At 34.7% G+C, this 18,404-nt stretch carries 15 protein-coding genes; 2 read left to right on the forward strand and 13 right to left on the reverse strand.

The genetic code is table 11. The annotated features are described in order from the left end of the window. Positions 1 to 206: 206 nt before the first annotated feature. The 9 genes from BMW45_RS05095 to BMW45_RS05135 all read right to left on the reverse strand — a co-directional run bounded on the left by BMW45_RS05095 (position 207) and on the right by BMW45_RS05135 (position 10,356). The gene (locus BMW45_RS05095; RefSeq protein WP_092241066.1) at positions 207 to 509 is read right to left on the reverse strand and encodes a hypothetical protein; all 303 of its coding nucleotides are present in this window, start codon (positions 507 to 509) and stop codon (positions 207 to 209) included. Then, positions 502 to 1,461 carry a PD-(D/E)XK motif protein gene (locus BMW45_RS05100; protein WP_092241068.1) on the reverse strand — a complete coding sequence of 320 codons (960 nt, stop codon included), beginning with the start codon at positions 1,459 to 1,461 and terminating at the stop codon, positions 502 to 504. The genes BMW45_RS05095 and BMW45_RS05100 overlap by 8 nt, the downstream gene beginning before the upstream one ends. Beyond that, positions 1,454 to 3,625, reverse strand: a complete 2,172-nt coding sequence (locus tag BMW45_RS05105; RefSeq protein WP_166433280.1) for a Z1 domain-containing protein — start codon at positions 3,623 to 3,625, stop codon at positions 1,454 to 1,456. Before BMW45_RS05105 ends, BMW45_RS05100 begins: the two co-directional genes overlap by 8 nt. Further along, the gene (locus tag BMW45_RS05110; protein WP_166433281.1) at positions 3,618 to 5,240 is read right to left on the reverse strand and encodes an ATP-binding protein; all 1,623 of its coding nucleotides are present in this window, start codon (positions 5,238 to 5,240) and stop codon (positions 3,618 to 3,620) included. The genes BMW45_RS05105 and BMW45_RS05110 overlap by 8 nt, the downstream gene beginning before the upstream one ends. Continuing rightward, positions 5,233 to 6,501, reverse strand: coding sequence for a DNA (cytosine-5-)-methyltransferase (gene dcm / locus BMW45_RS05115; protein WP_092241074.1), 1,269 nt, complete (start codon positions 6,499 to 6,501; stop codon positions 5,233 to 5,235). Before dcm ends, BMW45_RS05110 begins: the two co-directional genes overlap by 8 nt. Positions 6,502 to 6,552: 51 nt before the next feature. After that, positions 6,553 to 6,753, reverse strand: a complete 201-nt coding sequence (locus tag BMW45_RS05120) for a helix-turn-helix domain-containing protein (RefSeq protein WP_092241076.1) — start codon at positions 6,751 to 6,753, stop codon at positions 6,553 to 6,555. A gap of 987 nt (positions 6,754 to 7,740) precedes the next feature. Then, positions 7,741 to 8,853, reverse strand: coding sequence for an HNH endonuclease domain-containing protein (locus BMW45_RS05125; protein ID WP_330390685.1), 1,113 nt, complete (start codon positions 8,851 to 8,853; stop codon positions 7,741 to 7,743). A 26-nt stretch (positions 8,854 to 8,879) separates the two neighbouring features. Beyond that, positions 8,880 to 9,494: a Fic family protein gene (locus tag BMW45_RS05130; protein WP_242882912.1), complete on the reverse strand. Its 615-nt coding sequence runs from the start codon at positions 9,492 to 9,494 to the stop codon at positions 8,880 to 8,882. A gap of 469 nt (positions 9,495 to 9,963) precedes the next feature. After that, on the reverse strand, positions 9,964 to 10,356 hold the full coding sequence (locus BMW45_RS05135; protein WP_278320793.1) for a DUF5688 family protein: 393 nt from the start codon (positions 10,354 to 10,356) through the stop codon (positions 9,964 to 9,966). A gap of 110 nt (positions 10,357 to 10,466) precedes the next feature. On the opposite strand from BMW45_RS05135, the gene BMW45_RS05140 reads away from it, so the two are divergent. Beyond that, positions 10,467 to 11,759 (forward strand): ATP-binding protein, encoded by a 1,293-nt coding sequence (locus tag BMW45_RS05140; protein ID WP_242882914.1) that lies wholly within the window; start codon positions 10,467 to 10,469, stop codon positions 11,757 to 11,759. A gap of 289 nt (positions 11,760 to 12,048) precedes the next feature. On the opposite strand, the gene BMW45_RS05145 is transcribed toward BMW45_RS05140, so the two are convergent. From BMW45_RS05145 to BMW45_RS29070, 4 genes are all read right to left on the reverse strand, one after another. Further along, positions 12,049 to 12,555 (reverse strand): DsbA family protein, encoded by a 507-nt coding sequence (locus tag BMW45_RS05145; RefSeq protein WP_092241084.1) that lies wholly within the window; start codon positions 12,553 to 12,555, stop codon positions 12,049 to 12,051. 142 nt (positions 12,556 to 12,697) lie between these two features. Continuing rightward, complete coding sequence (locus tag BMW45_RS05150; protein WP_092241086.1) at positions 12,698 to 12,931, reverse strand: oxidoreductase; 234 nt, start codon at positions 12,929 to 12,931, stop codon at positions 12,698 to 12,700. A gap of 246 nt (positions 12,932 to 13,177) precedes the next feature. Further along, positions 13,178 to 16,063, reverse strand: coding sequence for a S1 RNA-binding domain-containing protein (locus BMW45_RS05155; protein WP_166433282.1), 2,886 nt, complete (start codon positions 16,061 to 16,063; stop codon positions 13,178 to 13,180). A gap of 275 nt (positions 16,064 to 16,338) precedes the next feature. Then, positions 16,339 to 16,494, reverse strand: coding sequence for an oxidoreductase (locus BMW45_RS29070; protein WP_092241090.1), 156 nt, complete (start codon positions 16,492 to 16,494; stop codon positions 16,339 to 16,341). A gap of 399 nt (positions 16,495 to 16,893) precedes the next feature. Between BMW45_RS29070 and BMW45_RS05165 the strand changes: the two genes are divergently transcribed. Continuing rightward, positions 16,894 to 17,970: a tyrosine-type recombinase/integrase gene (locus tag BMW45_RS05165; protein ID WP_166433283.1), complete on the forward strand. Its 1,077-nt coding sequence runs from the start codon at positions 16,894 to 16,896 to the stop codon at positions 17,968 to 17,970. The last annotated feature ends 434 nt before the right edge of the window (positions 17,971 to 18,404 follow it).

Below are 18,404 nucleotides of genomic sequence, written 5' to 3' on the forward strand. Positions count from 1 at the left end.
TTGAGTAGTCTCCTTTTTTTAAGAGGTTTTGAGTTGGAATATAGTAAATTTAAAATTTCTTTTTGCGAGAATTATAAGTTCAGACGGCAAGAATATTCAAAGTTGATTTCTATAGGGCTATTCCATTCAAAAGTGATATAAATGCCAAAAGTCACTATTCTTCAAAAGCGAAGAAAAGGGCAATGCAATATATAATATTAAAAATTTTATAGGTACTTTTCTTTTAATAACTTGGCAACTCTAATATGTGCGATGTTGGAACTTTTATAAAGATCACTCACCACTTCTGGCAATGTGCGATTGGAATAAATTCCTTTGTTTTCCTTTTCTGTATCTATACCATAATAATTCAGAAATGTTTTACTTAGCCAACCATGATATTCCTCAGTTTTAAATAATTTCTGCTCAATAGCGGTTAAACTCAGTCCTTGAAATAAATAATAATAAACAATTTCAGGTACAAGATCATTAATGTTTCTATGATTAAACAATTCATACGTTTTAAACAATTTCATCACCTCCGATCCAATTTTTGATATCTACAGTTGATACTTCTGGCACAATGTCTAAGATGCAATCATACTCAGCGTTATAAACTCCTTCGGGAGATTTCTCACTAAAATGAGGAATATCTTTAGCATCAAAAAACTTAATATTCTTCTCTAGGTACTTTCTATCGTATTTTATTGTATATAAAGAATCGGAATCAATATGAGCCACTATTGATTCAATATGTAATAATAGTTCATAGTTCTCTGCATAAAGAGTTCTTATTTCATCAACCAGTGTGCCTAACGAAAGGCCAAAATCGTTTTTTTGTAGCATAATAGATACTATTTTTATATCATAGATATCACTTAATAACTGTTCATGTTTAAAACGGTGAGTTCTTGAAGGTTTTATCGTAGACTTGATTTCAAGACGCTTGGATTCATCTAGCGAAAAATCAAATTTCATTTTACCATGCGATTGCCAATATTTTGAAACATCACATCTTAACGCATGAAAATATTTAATAGTGTATAGTTCGGCAAAAAGTCCTTGTAATTCTACTTCTGATATATGTTGTATTTTATCAAAAAGAGAAGATAAAGACGAAAACAACTTTGCTAAATAATATTGATCATTGCCAATATCATTGAAAGAAAACGCTTTCGTCAGTCGGATAAATGCTTCTATTTTATCACGTTCTTTTTCTTTACAAACCAAAAGGTGCATAACCTTGCTTTCTGATATACCATTAATAATAAAAATGCATTTCTTGTTGAAAGCAAATAATAAAGATCTAGTTTCTTGATATATAGCTGGTAATTTTATTGCAGTAGAAGTTAACATATACACAACATTAGATTCTTTATCTTTTCCCCAAAAGCATCTACTATTATTGCAGGGAAAAACAACATAGTTGCATTCAGGGGGGGATATGTTTAATAATTTATTATAAATTTCTTTGCTATCCATTTGTTTTCACCACCAGTCTTGATAATTCATCCGAACAATAGTCTGGCACATACAACGCTAAAGCGGGAGAGTAGTAGTCTATTTCCGAAATGTTAGTAGGTTTAATATAATGAATTTGTAATTGAATATGATCCGGATTTTTATCTGCCAAACTACGATCACCTTCATAATATGTAGGGCTCTTTACATTAGGATTACGACCTTGGAATAACTGTTGTATTGTTCCATCTGAATTAATCTTACGAGTTGAATGCAGAACATCCCTTACCCAAACCAAATCCACAGCAGGATTCAGCTCAAGTTTTTTTAGTGCCTCATTTAATATACTGAAATATTCTTTATTAAGTACTTCCTCAGCAGAGTAATACATTTTTGATAGCACTTCGTTATATAATGTATAGAAACTTTGACAACAAAGAGTTGCATGTACTTGTACAGAATTATGTGATTCAAATTCTATACTCAATGCATGTTTTTCTCTAAATGAGTTTAAAATAAAATGATTAGCATTTGCCAGCCTTTCGTCCATAAGCAAGTATCTTTGTGGTTTCCATTCGGAAAGAGCATATTGTTCTGTTTGGGCAACATTTTTTCTTGTTAAGCTTAAAAATGCACTTCTTGCTAACTTAAAGATTCGTGGCATATCCTTAAAAGCAATACCACGATCACGAGCTCGTTCTATTGAGGCCCACATATCCTCATCGTGCTCTAAAATACTAGTGAAGTCCTCCTTAATGTCTCTAGTTGCAAATACTCTACATACATCAAGATAATTTGCTTTGTATCCAAACCATCGAGCACGCTGTTCAGTGTTGTCAACATTGCTTTTTCCCTTTGCTCGTCTAGTGATATATGTTACCGCAAGCCCTTTTATTGTGATACCTCGCTCTACGAGATTACCTCCAACAAAGATATTTGTTTTATATAGCTTAGAATTATCACTTGCATTCTCATCACTATTACATATATGAACAGGAGAACAACGTTTTATAATGTCCAATATGGTAACTTCCAAATCAGAAAAAGAAACAGTTTTCACTCCATCATTACAAAATATAGTATATGCGCTCAGAAGATACTTTTTAAGAGAAGAGTACGACAAGTCATTTTTTCCTGAAAGCTTAATCCTTGCTTTGGCTTTCCAATCATCAAGCACATTTTGTATTTTAGTAACAACAATTTGATGATCGAATTTTTTTTGGCTCGGATGAATTAACATAGCGTGATTTCCAAAATCACCTCGGCTTCTACGAATTGCATTTCCAACAAAAAACATTGAGACAGCCTGATAAATGGATAATGGAATACCAATATCATCTAGTATATTTCCCTCAAATGTAGGAATTTCGCAGACGTATTTTTCACAATTTTCTCCGTGGAACTCCTGAAGTCCGCAATATCCATCCCCTGGATATACCAATTCACCAAAATCAGGAGATAATTTGTCAAATACTTGAATCAAAATATTTGCCTGCGGTGTGGCTGTGATAGAAAGAAAACAGTGACTTTTTAGTTTTCTTTTTAAATCCAATACAGATTCATAAGTTGAACTCATTGAGTTAAGATATGCTTGTGTATTAAGAGTTGCTTGGTCTCCTTCATCATCCACAATTAAGACTGATTTATCTGCCAAATATGGATTATCAAAAATTTCTGAAATTTGTTTAATATGTTTATAGTGCTTTAATCCTACAATAATAATTTTTCTACCGTTCTCAATAAATTCCTTTATGCGAGCGGGGTTTATTAGGGACTTATTATCGTTTGTCTTTAAAACAGTAAGCTTTTCAGTATCTACATTAAAAGCATTATTTATTCGGGTAGCATTTTGCTTTAACAATTCAAGAGTATTCCCGCCAAGAACGACAGCAATATCATATCCATTATCAAGTGCTAAAGCCAATACAGAAATAAAATTTGAGGTTTTTCCACTTTGTACTTTACCAATGACAATACCCGTTTTTGATATCTCATTTTCTAGATTTGGATTTGGACAATTACTTAATATACGTACTGCGTTAGAAAAAATAATATCTATTGCATCTTGAGACATATCATCACGCAGCATTTGTTTTTCAACATTGGACCTAAAATAGCCGTCAACAGATATAATCCAAGGTTCCATATTATCATTTTCATTTACTGAAATCAAAGAATCATTCATTGCTGACATCTCCTTTTCTAACATCTTCAAGAATTTCATTCATTTTTAAACGAATATCACATGCGTTTATTCTCCCATCTGGTGATAGCATAAGGGAATCGATTTCGGCTAATACAAGCGCTATACACATTTTCATCATGATAGGCATAAACTCTTTTTTCTTGACCAGTGGCTTAAAGAAAGCATGTTTCATATTTATTTGCAATGTATATTCAAGCTTTGACTTTTCCTCAACAAGTAACCAATGGGCAGTAGGATTTGACATCTCAAATATAATATGGAAAAGGTATTCAATTCCTCTATATTTAAATTTATAATTAACCTGTGAACCTCCCTCTAAAATCACACCGTCATCATTAAAATCGACTATTTCTTCCGGTAATTGCTCTTCTTGTAAATCAATTTTCGTGTCACTTGGAATATTATTTTCAATCAAGGTAAACTTATCATCTTCAATAGATCTGTCCGCTTCATGAGATAGTTCAATAATCTCTACGTGAACATCATCCACCAGTCCAGAGTTAGACAAATCTTTAACTGCATTTTTAACCAATTCATTAGTATTAATTTTTTCTCTAACACGTATGGATTCGGCTTTTCGACGGTAATCTTGTGAGAATTTTTCTAATTCCTTTATAAATGCTTCTTCTAGACCACTATTATGCCAATCAAAATTATCTTTTGCTTGCGTTACTGGCCAGTTATCCATATGTAATTCCCCAAATAATCGTTGGTATGCATAGGAGTTCGAATCCCCAAATAATTCTGTTGGCCTATAATTTTTTTCAGAACCACCAACAATAACTCGACCACGTCGCAATAATGTAAATCCAGCATCTTTAAGACTACCTGGAATTCGAATCGCAATAAAACCGGTTACTTTCAGTTCCTTGTTGTCATGTAAAATCGAAAATCGTATATCTTTTTTCCATTCTTTGGAATGATTCTCCTGATTAATCTCCTTAAAAATAGGGGCCTCGTTAAATTGTAAAAGAGTACCATTATAATATATTTTTATTAATCCACTTCTAATATCTTCTCGATAAATACTACTCAATAATTGTTTAACAGCCCATACCGTACGCGAACCGCTAATTTTTTTATTCAGTTTTTTAATTACAATTTTTGTATAGTGCTCCTTTAAATTTACTGTTTCTTCCGTAACGTCTACTTCTTCAGTTTTATATTTCTCCAGTTGATCTATATCAATCTCAGTATAGTATTTGTTCTTAGAATTAAGTTGAGTTGACTCAACTGACCATAAGGAGCCAAACCAGCATGCAGCTGTTTTTAAGCCCATCCCAAATTCATTTCTTCCTGAAGTATTCTTGGGTGGTTTATCCAAAATAACAGCACGTTGAAAATCTGACCATTCCATACCAAAAGCATCATCCCTTATGACCAGACTATCTCCATTCAGTTTATCTTCGACATAATCAATATTTATTACAAGTCCCTTATAGTATTTGGTAGATAATAACTCATCTTTATGATCATAAAAACTTTGCGTTGAGTTATCTATAAATTCAGCAATTGCAGTCCATGGCTGATAACTAAGTCGTTTATATGTGGCATAAACTCCACTTGTAGGTCTAATATTGATACGTCTATTCATTTTCTTCATCCCCCCAACCTTCATTAGCCAAAGCGAATAATTGTTCCCCAAGAATTTTTAAAACTCTGACATTAACAGAATTCCCTAACTGTTTATAGGCAGCCTTATCATTTCTTGGAAACTTAAACTTACCATGAAAGTTTTGTAGATTGGCAGCTTCTCTTTGAGTTATATGTCTAAAATGTTGTTTTTGTCTATCCCATATAATAGGGGTATTAACCATAGCAACTAAAGATGGATAATAAGTAGGACGCTTTATACGTATTCCGGATTGTCGAATTTGAATAATAGTGTTATGTATATCATCAACATCAATACCACAATTCCATTCAAATTTTTGAAGAAGCTTGATGCGATTAAACATATCATATCTAACAATCCAGTCATCAATAAAATCCCTGTTTTCTAAATATAGCTTTCGATTGTTATCTACAAAACGCTTTTTCCAATTAGGCATATCCTCATACCCCTGTTCTTGGCGAAATAAATCCTCATCTTCAAAATTTACTCCAAAACTGTTTAACCATATAGGGAATCCAATCACTCCAATATTTGTTGCTTGCCTAAATTCATCCCAAGCAAATATCATTTCTTCCTGTTCAGCAGTTATTAGATAATCGTCGGATACATCCTGTTCGAGAATTTTCCAGGCATCGCCCATTTGACAAACCTTGTAATATTTTTTTAAATTTAAATCATTAACATGAATACATCCATTATTTAATATTTCATTATTCTTTATTGATTTTTTGATACCTAAAATATAAACTCTTTCTCGAATTTGTGGTAAACCAAAATCAGAAGGCGAAAGTATTATGGGTTTTTCTGTAATATAAAAGTTTCTTTTGCTTAATTCGCTTTTTATCACATCCCAATTCTCAGATTTATCAGCCAAATTGCGCACATTTTCAAGAATAACAAATTTTACTTCTGGATGCCCATCAAGAATATCTATGATTTTAAAGAATAAATTGCCACGGCTTTCATCTTTAAATCCCTTTTGATATCCAGCTTTACTAAATGGTTGACATGGAAAGCCAGCGCATAATACATCAAATGAATCAATTGTAAGTGGATCAATATCATTAACATTACCTCGAACCTTACCCTCAAGCGTTTTATAATTAAGGTTATACGTTTCAACACAAGCTTGATTAATTTCAGCTGCCATTAAGCATTCACCACCAAGATACCTCATTGCTTGATGGAACCCTCCGATGCCTGCAAATAAATCAATAAATTTAAATTTGTTTGCCTTCAATTCTGTTTACCTACTTTTCATAATATTCTCTCTTATATGGAACATTAAAATTCAATTTATTACATCTAAAATATCTCCAATATTACAATCCAATGCTTTGCAAATTCTTGTAAGAATTTCAAGAGACACATATTCATTTTTATTTAATTTGGTCAACGTAGCAGGAGACAAGTTTGCCACTTGTCGAAATTGAGGTTTTGTTATACTCTTTTCAATTAATAAAATCCATAGTTTTTTATAATCAACTGACATCTTAATACACCTCATTAATTTGCAAATTCTTAATCTTAATATAATATTTTCTATGTATTTTATCATAAAAATCGACAATATACAACAGAGAATCGTGTATGTAAACGATTCTCTGTCGTAATTTATTTATGTCAAGAAAAAGTTATGATAAATTTTTTCTACTTATCCAAAAGTTTATTTGCATATTATTTTGATTAAAATTTACAGATAAGTTCATATTATATTCGCTTTTTATCACTGCATTTACATTGGTGCTTTTGTGACTTAGTTCCACGATTCTCATTAACATTCTTTAGGGATAAGATATTTTTGCTAGTAATCAGTTGCCTGTAACTTACCAGTTTTAATCCAACTGTTGATGGTGGCTCGATTGTACCCTAATAAAATACTTATTTGTTCTATTGCCAATATAGCCGATCCTAACATATATTTTATTTATACATAAAAAGTTCCTCAATAAAAACAAGCGTGACTTTGTGGCCTATTTTGATGTTACCCCTTGGTAAAAGATTCGCAGCATCCCCCTCCGTAGAGGAATGGAATGATAAACTTAACTGTGGGGGGCATCCAAGATGCAAACTTTTGGTAAACTTAACCTACTGAGTATGCCAAATTTACCAATTGTCTCTCCAGACAATTCGTCGAAGGCTTCGAGTAGAAGAAAATCACGGTTGGTGACGGTAAACTGCATATACACTTTTAGGGTAACAACGACTACATTTTCATTAGACCGGAAGATGATCTGTAGGGCGATCAGTCCTTCAATTTCTGCATAGCAATAGGAGTTAGGTGCTACTACCCAACCATGTTACCACAATTCTGATAATTAGCTACAACAAGTCTCAAAAATGACGAACATGGCCTCAGCAGCATTAAATTCAACAAAGTCTTTTCCATGCCAGAACATATTTTCATAAACAATCTCGGCATGGCCGGAGCGTAAGCAGTTTGGTAAAACAAGTGAAAGCAAAATATCTAACGTTTATATTACTTTGCATTGCTATAAAACCAATCCTTAAATCCCGCATTTCGAGCTGCATTATATATCGGCAGTAGAATATTCTCAAGGTTTTCTTGAAACTCACTTTTTGATATATTCTCTTTATACAGTTTCGTCATTACATTATCACTATTCACATGCTCTCTGCTGCATTTTAAAAATTCCTTATGTACAACATCGTACTTCCACATCATCTGATAAGAAAAATACTCCTTTTCAATTAATGCAGGAAAATACGTTTTCCAATCCGGAAGGTTATTACTCTTGCTACAATTTATGCTTTTTGTGGTAGGATGCAGATTCCAAAATTCGTCATGGGCTACATAAGACCACGGAATAAAATGATCGATCGAAAGTGTTTCTCCCGTCAAAACTTTATTTCCATAAATATCAGTAACAGGAGTAATCTCCATAATTGTCTTCCAATACTTAATAACTTTATTTAGCTTCCTATCCTTAGGCGGCTCTAATTTACTGGAAATTCCCGGTACATTCGGATTCCTCCGTTGCAAGTACATAATTAAATTATATTGAATCCATCCCTTTAAAATCTCCTGATTCTTTCTTATATAAGTGCACCATTCCGGTCGTACACAGATAGAAGTACCCATTCCGCAGATATCAGAATAATAATACATCAATCTTTTTTCCTGATTCATTCTCGATGCAAGATTTGGTTTAGAAAGGTTCCATTCACTACCCGCAAAGGCTTCAACAAAAGGAGCCTGTAAACGATAAGGAACAAAATAAGTCAAAGTCCGCTTCATCTCAAATATCTTCTTATCATTACACTGTTCCAGATAGTTAAGAATATTTACCTTCTTTTCACTGGTTTTCATACCGCTGATTTCATGGATATAATGTACCAAAGCTTCCAGTGTATCAGATGGCCCTAAATTTAATTTATACTCTGACACCATATACCAGGAATCTGCAATCATTTCATTTATCAATTCTTGATATGTCAGTCTCTCTTTCCCAGAGATAACCTTATTCACAATTGCCTGGAACCAAAATATCTTATAAGATTCACTCATCTTATCAAATAATCTTCCTAAACGCTCAATACTCAAATTTTCAGAATATGGTAACTGCATCATAGTATTCTCCGCCGCAATTATTTCCTTTAAATATTTTTCAACTCTGGCATCTCAAGCCCCAACGCCCTGATAAAGTCCTTTTCTGTCTCCAACTCCGCCTCTGCAATAAACCGGATAAATTTCTCCGGCTCTGCGTGCGCTCCTTCCAGAGCCTGAATATAGTCATTTCTTATATAAGGAGAAATAACACAAGGCAAATACCCCTTTTGTATTAAAGCCGTATTCATCAGCAGCCTGGCCGTCCTCCCGTTCCCATCTTCAAATGGATGGATAAATATAAACCTCCGATGTAATTCTGCAGCAAAGGTAACCGGATCATAGTTGTCTCGCTCTTTTTCTATCCAATCACACAAATATTTTATTTCCTGCTCTATCTTGTCCGGTGCACAAACCGAATAAGATGAACCTGTAATAACGACACGTACCGTTCTATATACCCCTGCCTTGCTTTCAGATATGCCAGAGTAAAAAAGTCGGTGAAGTTCCTTAATATCTGATTCTTGAATTGTTTGCTTATCAATCAGCGAAAACATGTAATCATAAGCGTGGCTGTGTCCATACGCTTCCAATGCTTCTCTAAGGGATTTACCTCCAACTGTAATTCCATCTTCAAGAAGCACCTTTGTTTCACTAATTGTCAATGTATTTCCTTCTAAAGCGTTTGAAGACCAAGTTGTAGAAATGCGAAAGAAATCACGTACCTGTTTCAACATATCCCCTTCAAACGGTCTGGCTTTCCTTATAACCTGATGGCATAATTCCACTTTTTTTATAAAATTAGTATCCAACCTTTCCCCAACCTTTCTAAAATTTTAGACTCTGATAGCAATATCTCAAACTCTACTACAATCTCCTGATTCAGTAATTTAACCATCCCTTATTTAATTACTGCCAAATACTCCGTGCTTTATTCAAAAGTTTCTATAAGCTCTATCTATTTTTTTCTTATCGCTAATTTCGTATAATGACCTGTAAACATTATAACATACTTTACCCTCTTTAATAAGAATATCCCAACTATTTTCTTCTAAAAAAAATATATTTCTTCCGCATATTGCCCCTATGGTCTTCAACCATAGGAGCAATTAATAGCATACAAAGAATCTGACTTTATTCTATAAGACTAATACTACAATCATGCCGAGAATACCTATAAATCCTATTCGACAACACATCCTCCTTCGGAACTTCACTTTCATTTATCTGGCCAACCGTTTTCTGCAACTCACCATAATCCAAGTTCCCATCATCAGGAACCAATATAGTTTCATGCAGACTGGACGGCAATATAACAACATCTGAATTCTGAGAATCAGCGAAATCCTTCAAACACCCATCGTATAAAATGCATCCGGCACCGTTAATCTGCTTTTTATTCGAAAGCACATATAAGGGTGGCTTCTGTGAATCAAAATCCAGCAAATCATCCACCATCTCACCCATTTTCATTTCCTCTAAATGGCCCTTAATTTCACTGTCATTGATCGACCTAAGACAATTCACCAAAAGCTAAATTTTTTTACTTTTTTATCAGTAAAAATTTATTATTACTCTATTTTTCTTGACATAAAAGTTTCAAAACTGTAATATACTATTATAGAGAGGTGTATGCCATGCGTAGAAAAATTGAAGAAAAGCTCCTTACATGGAAAAACAAAACAGAAAACCGGATGCCTCTGCTCCTCTATGGAGCCAGACAGGTTGGCAAAACCTATATACTGACCAAATTCGGTGAAACACAGTTTGATAACACAGTTTACATTAACCTCGAAACGAACCTTTCCGTTGCTTCTTATTTTTCCGATGATATCTCCCCGGAACGGCTCATTCGCTTCTTGGAAGCAACTGTAAACGAAGTCATCACACCGGGCAAAACTCTCATTATTTTTGACGAGATCCAGTCTTGTGAACGGTCACTGACCTCATTAAAATACTTCTGCGAAATGGTACCCGAATACCACATTGCAGCGGCAGGAAGCCTGCTTGGAGTTGCAATCCATCGGGAGCATTACTCTTTCCCTGTAGGCAAGGTAGAGAGCATGACACTTTATCCGCTGGATTTTGAAGAATTTCTTTGGGCAAACGGTGAAGAGCGGCTATCACTGGAAATTCGCTCTGCCTTTGATCTGATGACTCCCCTGCCAGAGGCACTCCATCAAAAAGCCATCGAATTTTATAGGTACTACCTTATTGTCGGTGGAATGCCTGCCTGTGTTAAGACTTTTACAGATTCCGGAAAGCTGGTTCTCGTACCAACTGTACAAAACGAAATTGCAAGCAACTATTTGGCGGACATGGCAAAATACGCTACCACAGCTGATACGGTTAAAATTCGCAGCTGTTTCAATTCCATTCCGGCTCAGCTTGCAAAAGAAAATAAAAAGTTTCAATACAAGGTTGTTCAGCGCGGCGGCAGTGCAACACTGTTCGGTGAATCAATTGAATGGCTGGCACAAGCAGGCATCGTATTAAAGTGTCAGAAGATTGATCATGGCACAAGTCCTATCGCCGTCTATACAGATTTGTCCTCCTTTAAACTATATATGAGTGATGTAGGGCTTCTTATCATGAAATCCGGTGTACCACAACAAACAATCCTGACTGGCGAATCAAACGTGTTTATGGGTTCTGTTACTGAAAACTACGTAGCACAAGCGTTGGCCTCTAATGGACACTCCCTGTTCTATTGGGCAAGTGAACACAGTGCTGAACTTGATTTTATACTACAAAAAGATTCCGAGGTTATTGGCATAGAAGTGAAAAAAAGGACAAAAATCCACTCTAAAAGTCTCAGCGTATTTATTCAAAAATATAAACCGAGCTATTCCATCCGCTTCTCTGAAAAGAATTTCGGCAAAACTGAAAACATGCTTTCCGTTCCACTTTATGCGGCATTCTGTATATAAATTTTGTATATAAAACCTCCACGGCTGGACTCAAATTCCATTCCATAGAGGTTTTATACACTTATCATAATGAAATCAGACAGACTAATAGCAAACCTGTATCCATACAATTCAGGCTTAAAATTTTGAATGGAAGTTTAGGCAGCTCTATAATTGACATTAATATTACAATTTCCCCAACTGCATTGCCATTCTAAAAAGTAGAAATGATATAAGCAAATCATACATACTTTCGGGCCTCCTATAATTTATTATTTTATCATAGAAGATCCTATTTACAGAAAAAATTTCAAATGCTGGGGTTCTTTAAAAGATGCCGGATCTGTTCTTTGGAAACACCCACATTTTCAATTGCATCAAGCTTTAAAGCGCCCATTCTATATGCAGGGACAGCCCATACACCAGAATTCTCAAAGGCAAGCTTGTTAGACTCGTCAAGCTTACTGCGATAAGTTCCCAGCAGGAGTGACAGCCGAAAGTCATCAGCATCAACCAGATCACTGACGCACTCAGAAAGAGCAGCAATATCTTCAATATTAACATACTCTTTCTGAGCTGCCTGATACATTCGTTCATGATATTCTAAAATATCAATCCCCTTATCAACAGCATAGAAATACCCTTGTATGCACAGATCACTGTGGGGGCCATACCGATCCGGTCTAGGATGCGATTCGCACGGATGCCAGACTATGGTAACATCCAGACAGTCCGGGATAAGCTCCTTTAAATATTTATGTGCTTCCAGACAATAAGGACAGATATAATCAAAAAAGACATGTAACTCACGTTTCATTCTCAATCACCTCCCATTCACATAATTTATTTATAATGCTCTTTTCATCGCTTCAAGACAGACAGCTCTTGAGGATTATAGCTATTTCTCGTCAAAAAAGGGAACGAAGTCACTGTTTCACTTTTAAACTGAAAGCATACCATCACTTTCTTGCCTGAAAACCACGCAGATACTGCTCCGGCCACGGATATTCAACTCCCAAATCACGAGTCATATGCAGCGCCCAGTAAGGATCACGCAGAAGTTCCCGGCCCAAAGCTACCCGGTCCGCCCGTTCTCCACCTAGGATTTCCTCCACCTGATGCGGGTCCGTAATCAGACCAACGGCAACCGTAGACAGACCAGATTTCTGTTTTAACCACTCGGCAATTTTCACCTGATAGACTGGGTGTTGGCACCGCTCCGCCTGTACTTACGTCCAGTACGTCAATATAAGGTTTCACCAATTCAATGACTCTGTACATTTCCTCCATATGCATGCCATCTGGTTCATAATCCTCAGCACTCTTATGTCAATCCCACAGAAAAAAATTATTTTTTAGCAAAAGGACTTTCATATGGTACATCCCTCTGAAAGTCCTTTTACTTATTTTTGTATTCAACCTACTGTGAAACTCAAATTTTATTTTATTTCGAAAGAATATTTACCGTCGTCACTTATATTGATAACTTTTAGGTTTGGAAGTACCTCTCCGACGCTTATTTCCATAAAAATGCAGGCTATATATTCATTTGAAATTTTGCTTATATGTACTAATCCAGATATGTTTTTGTTTATTTTAACAAAAACACCGTATGGCTCCACTCTTATTACAACACCTTTAAATATATCCCCTTCATTAATTTTTGCGGTGTGGATAATATCGAATTTTTGAATGCTCTCTAAAATGCTTTCAAAAATTTGCTTATGTCGAGATATACCGGGCCGGTAGTGAGCGGATACAGCCTCTAATGCGTACTCTGTTATCGAATATCCGACTTTGCTGTATTTCAATCTACACTTACTCAATAGCAGAGATATCTTAATACTTTGTACTATTGCCATTTCAAAATTATGCCTGATCTTAGGTTGGAAATTACGCAAATTTTCTCTTTTCAAAAAATCAATAAGATTCATATTATTATTTTCAAAAAAATCAATTATTTCATTGCTGAGTTTATAGTATTCTTGTGATGCTTCCTTGTTGGAAAAACTTTTTATGGAAATCTGATCAATTAACGTATTTATTTTTTCCAAGTAATAATCTGACTGATATGCTACATATAATCCATATATCTCCTGGTTTTCTTTATTTCTCCAATTTTTTTGATTAACATGATGCCGTAGTAAATTTGTTGCTTCTAACTTTTTTCCCTCAGCCCATAGTGATTGTACATATAATTTTAATAAGTCTGTATCGTCTTTAAACTGGTTATAGAAGTCCTCAAACGCTTTTATGGCACTCTGATGTGATAAATGTTCAATTGAAACATAACTTACTAAATTGATAAGCGATCGTTTTCGTATTTCATAAGGAGCATCTTTAATACGCAGAATACTTCTATATGCTTCTTCAACTTCCAAACGATTCCCTTTATGTCGAAGTTTATTAGCCTCATCAAATCTCGCTTGATATATGGAAGTCGTGACTGAAGAAGGATCACCAATAGTTCTGATGTTATTTTTAATGGTATCTTTATATGCTATTTCACGGTTCTCATAGGCTTCGGACATCATTTTCACTATTTCATTAGAGTATACTCTATAAGTCCCACCATCGTAGATTTCGACTACTTTCAAAAGACTTAGTTCTTCAAAGTATTGCTCCGCGTCTTTTTCCTCAACGTACTGCCGAACAATAAAGTATAGAATATCTTTCCTAAATATAAGCTCTTCTGGAGAGATAATACGTGGGATAGCACAAAACAAATCTTGTGCTTTCTTACTTAGGTATGTGTATATTCGCCCAAATAAGAATTCTTTTGCAGAATCAGTCTTCTTTATTTCCTGCCAACTGTCGTTTGCTAGTCCACTTTGAGCAAAAATATGTGCAAATTGAAATAAAAAAATAGGTCTCCCATCTGTTGCTTCATGTAATGACTTAACGAATGCAGAATCTTTACAAACAACATCAAATTGGCGAATATTATTGGGGTAATGAGCTTTAATTATTGATTTGACAAACGTCATACTTGTAGTTTCATCAAGCTCATGTAATGATATTTCCTGCCCTATACAGATTTTGCTTCTGGTTGTGAACAATACCTTATGGTAATGAGAATCAAGTTTATTTATAAAGTTTTCAAAAAGGTGAATCTCTGAACGCTCTATTGTTTCCAAATCATCAATAACAAATAACATTTTCGACTCACTCTTGATAATGTGTTGGCAAATATTATCAACAGTATATTCTTCAGTAGATAAGTGGCGACATATTGGTCTCCCAATAGCTTTAATTACGTCTTCAAACGTTTTAACTCTTTGTTCTTCAACAATATTGATTATTTGAATTTTGCCAGTAATAACATTATATAAACGATCTTTTGCGCTGACAAAGATAATGTATGTAAATTGTTGTGCCTTATCATGGAATAATTCTAGGCACATTTTTTGAGCACATGCGGTTTTACCTATGCCCCCATGCCCCCAAAGTGTTGCACTAACATTGGACTTATTGTTAATCAAAAACTCTTTAAGCTGAGAATCTGCATTTTTTATTCCACTGTCAATATATTCGATATAATTCTTTTCAAAAGAATTCATTATTGTTCCGTTAGTACTTAATAACAATCCATCATCCTCAACGGAGTAAATTGAGGCAAGTTCTTCCCATGTCTTTTCTTTGCTTCCCGTTTTAAAAAGATAATTATATTTAACAGTACCAGTCAATTTTTCCTTTAAGCTACAAAATAATGCTTTATCTTCACCGGAATTCTCAATATCAATAAATGGAGATAATTTCACATAATTCATGTTGTTGTCAACTGCATAAAGTCTGTTTACTTCAAATGGAAACACTTCATCAGCACATGACCAATTCTCCGGTATACTATCAATGCTCATATACCTATCTCCTGAATAAATATTTGAATGATGCTTTTTCACATATACTAGTATCCAATCTTTACTAAGAATTTCAATATTTTCAGCCATACTTTCAAACAACTCTATAAAGTCATTCACTATTTCAATGGCCTTGTCATCATGAGGGAAACCATGGCCAACTCTTTGATTACGTAAACGAGGATAAGTATCTATAGCTTTATACGCTTTTTTACTAAGAATCTTACTCTCTTTATCAAATTCACGTATAATATTGACAATTTGTCCAATCTGTAGATTATATAATTGTTCAATGATCATCGATTTATTATCTATCAGTAAGTTTTCGAAACTTTGGTTCCATAAATAGGCCAAAACAAAGATCAGCGAGTATTCTATTCGTTCACGAACTAATGTAAATTCTTGAAGAGAACCTCTCTCAGCATTTTCAATAAGTTTATTCATCCTTCTAAGTATAAAATCCATTTTGTAATCCATCCCTTAAATATAATTTTATGAACTGTATTCCCAAATATAAAATTCATACTATTGCTATTATAAGCAGTTCATACCTCTCTTATTATATCAAATATATCTTAAAAAGCTATTATATTTTGATGAATTATGACTGTTTTTTTGACTAATCTCATTCTAATTTAAAATTATTGTATTTTATTCTATCAAATTTTGTCATCACAATCCCCGCTAGATACACGCAATAAAACCATCCTTTCATCTGGCGAGAAACCGCTTTCAGTATTTCAATCAGTATACGGCATCAAATTTCCGTTGATCACATAGCCATGGGTACCATGAATTTCAATCCCATCAAAACCAATTTCAGCTACCCAGGCAACAGAGCTACGGAATGCATTAACTGAATCGTGTATATTCTCTTCCGTCATCTCATGGATCATGGGAAAATCCTGACTAAAGAGAATGACGCTGGGTGCATAAATTGCTTTTTCCTGAACTACTGATCATTAGATGCCTCTCAATAAACAATTTGTGCAAGAGAGGCTCCTTTCTTATACTTGCTGTAAAATTAATCCTTGAAGATATGGACAAAAGAAAATATGATGTTTCAAATATAATTTTATTATCTCTCAATCAAAAAGGGGGCTGCTTTTCCAAAAATCATTGTGATATTTAGAAATTTTTATATATAAAGGAAAAAGCCAACTTAACCTATCCTTGAACAATTTAACATAGCCCTTTTGAAACACTACAAAGAAGACACCATTTAATCCACAGAAATAAGATTGCGCATTTTATAGCATAGTGCTATGATGATTCCACCGGCACGCATAATCATCATGAATACAAAATCAAAGGAAAAGCAGTTAAAAAGAGTTTATGATTTAACAAAGATCAAAACCAGACCGGATGATGGACGAAAGTATTTTATCATCCAAAGAAAACCCATAAGCAGCAATACTTACGAAGGTTTAATCGACAAACTGTATGATCAGTTCTTCGGGGCTACTGCCGCTAGCATGGAAACATACTTTGAAACATGGATGGAATGGAGAGAAAAGGAGACAAGCGTAAGCAGAAAGACAATTAAAGAAAACCGTTTTATGTGGAATTCTTTACTGAAGTATCAGGATATCACTTTGATTCCTTTAAAGGAGCTGACAGCAAAAGATCTGATTATCTATTTCAGGAACATTACAAAAGGCCGCCAGATCACAAGAAAACGCTTTAATGACCTAAAAAGCATTATAAATGGGATTCTGTACCTTGCAGTGGAAAATGATATTATAGAACAAAATTGCCTTAGAGACATCAATTATAAACAGTTCAGTTATAAGACAGAAAACACCAGGATTACCCCATACACCGAGGAAGAACGTCTGCAAATTATAAATCACTTGGGAGACGATTTTTACTCACTGGCAATAAAGCTGGATTTCTATTTAATCCTGCGCATAGGTGAATTAAAGGGATTGAGATGGGATGACATTTCCGGCGATTTTCTACATATCCAACGCTTTGTAGATGATAAAAATGAAATCGTTGAAGATATCAAAGGCCATGCAAGCGAAGGAAAACGTTACATGCCATTAACACCAAAAGCCAAAGAAATCCTGACACATATCCAGATTCTAAATCCAGACAGCGAATACATCTTCATCCGCAACGGCCAGCCTCTGGCAACGGTAACCTTTAACCGCCGCTTAAAGAAATGCTGTAAGGAATTAGATATAGAATACCGCTCCTCCCACAAACTCCGCTTCTCCACGGCTTCCATCATGTACAAAAACGGAATGGAAGACACGGAGCTTCAGAAACTCCTGGGGCATACCAGCCTTACCATGACCCAGCACTATCTCCGTAACTTCACTTCCCAGGAAGAAACTGCATCAAAAATGAGGGCAATCCTGGATTAATCACCCTCAAAAACAAGAAAAATGCCCACGCAAACAAGCGCAAACACCAAAAACACAAAGTAAAAACCCCAGAAACCCTTATTATATCAGGTTTCTGAGGCTTTTATAAGAGAGGCGACAACCAGATTTGAACTGGAAAAATAAAATATCGCAAATAGCTGATAATACCGGGATTCCTTGTAAACACATGGCATTCCCGGTATTTTATAATAATAATATTTATAGACTTTGGTAAAAAATGCTGCCCTATTGTACACCTATGCAACACGAAAATGCAACACGAATAATAACTATGTATTCACGGCACGTTACATAATGCATTTCGTTTTTTATCTGCTTTACGTATCATATCATCCGTCAAGCCAGGTATTGGTTCTCCCGCCCTCATACATTCGCAAATTGTAGAATAATCTTTTTCTGGTAATTCAATAATA

Source organism: Lacrimispora sphenoides, from assembly GCF_900105215.1.
Taxonomy (GTDB): Bacteria; Bacillota; Clostridia; order Lachnospirales; family Lachnospiraceae; genus Lacrimispora; species Lacrimispora sphenoides_A.

Excerpts from the sequence above, each read along its gene's own strand:
- BMW45_RS05100 (WP_092241068.1), bottom strand. The coding sequence starts at position 1,461 with ATGGATAGCAAAGAAATTTATAATAAATTATTAAACATATCCCCCCCT.
- BMW45_RS05125 (WP_330390685.1), bottom strand. The coding sequence starts at position 8,853 with ATGATGCAGTTACCATATTCTGAAAATTTGAGTATTGAGCGTTTAGGA.
- BMW45_RS05145 (WP_092241084.1), bottom strand. The coding sequence starts at position 12,555 with ATGAAACGTGAGTTACATGTCTTTTTTGATTATATCTGTCCTTATTGT.
- BMW45_RS05120 (WP_092241076.1), bottom strand. The coding sequence starts at position 6,753 with ATGTCAGTTGATTATAAAAAACTATGGATTTTATTAATTGAAAAGAGT.
- BMW45_RS05140 (WP_242882914.1), top strand. The coding sequence starts at position 10,467 with ATGCGTAGAAAAATTGAAGAAAAGCTCCTTACATGGAAAAACAAAACA.
- BMW45_RS05165 (WP_166433283.1), top strand. The coding sequence starts at position 16,894 with ATGAATACAAAATCAAAGGAAAAGCAGTTAAAAAGAGTTTATGATTTA.
- BMW45_RS05155 (WP_166433282.1), bottom strand. The coding sequence starts at position 16,063 with ATGGATTTTATACTTAGAAGGATGAATAAACTTATTGAAAATGCTGAG.
- BMW45_RS05110 (WP_166433281.1), bottom strand. The coding sequence starts at position 5,240 with ATGAATAGACGTATCAATATTAGACCTACAAGTGGAGTTTATGCCACA.
- BMW45_RS05105 (WP_166433280.1), bottom strand. The coding sequence starts at position 3,625 with ATGAATGATTCTTTGATTTCAGTAAATGAAAATGATAATATGGAACCT.
- BMW45_RS29070 (WP_092241090.1), bottom strand. The coding sequence starts at position 16,494 with ATGATCCATGAGATGACGGAAGAGAATATACACGATTCAGTTAATGCA.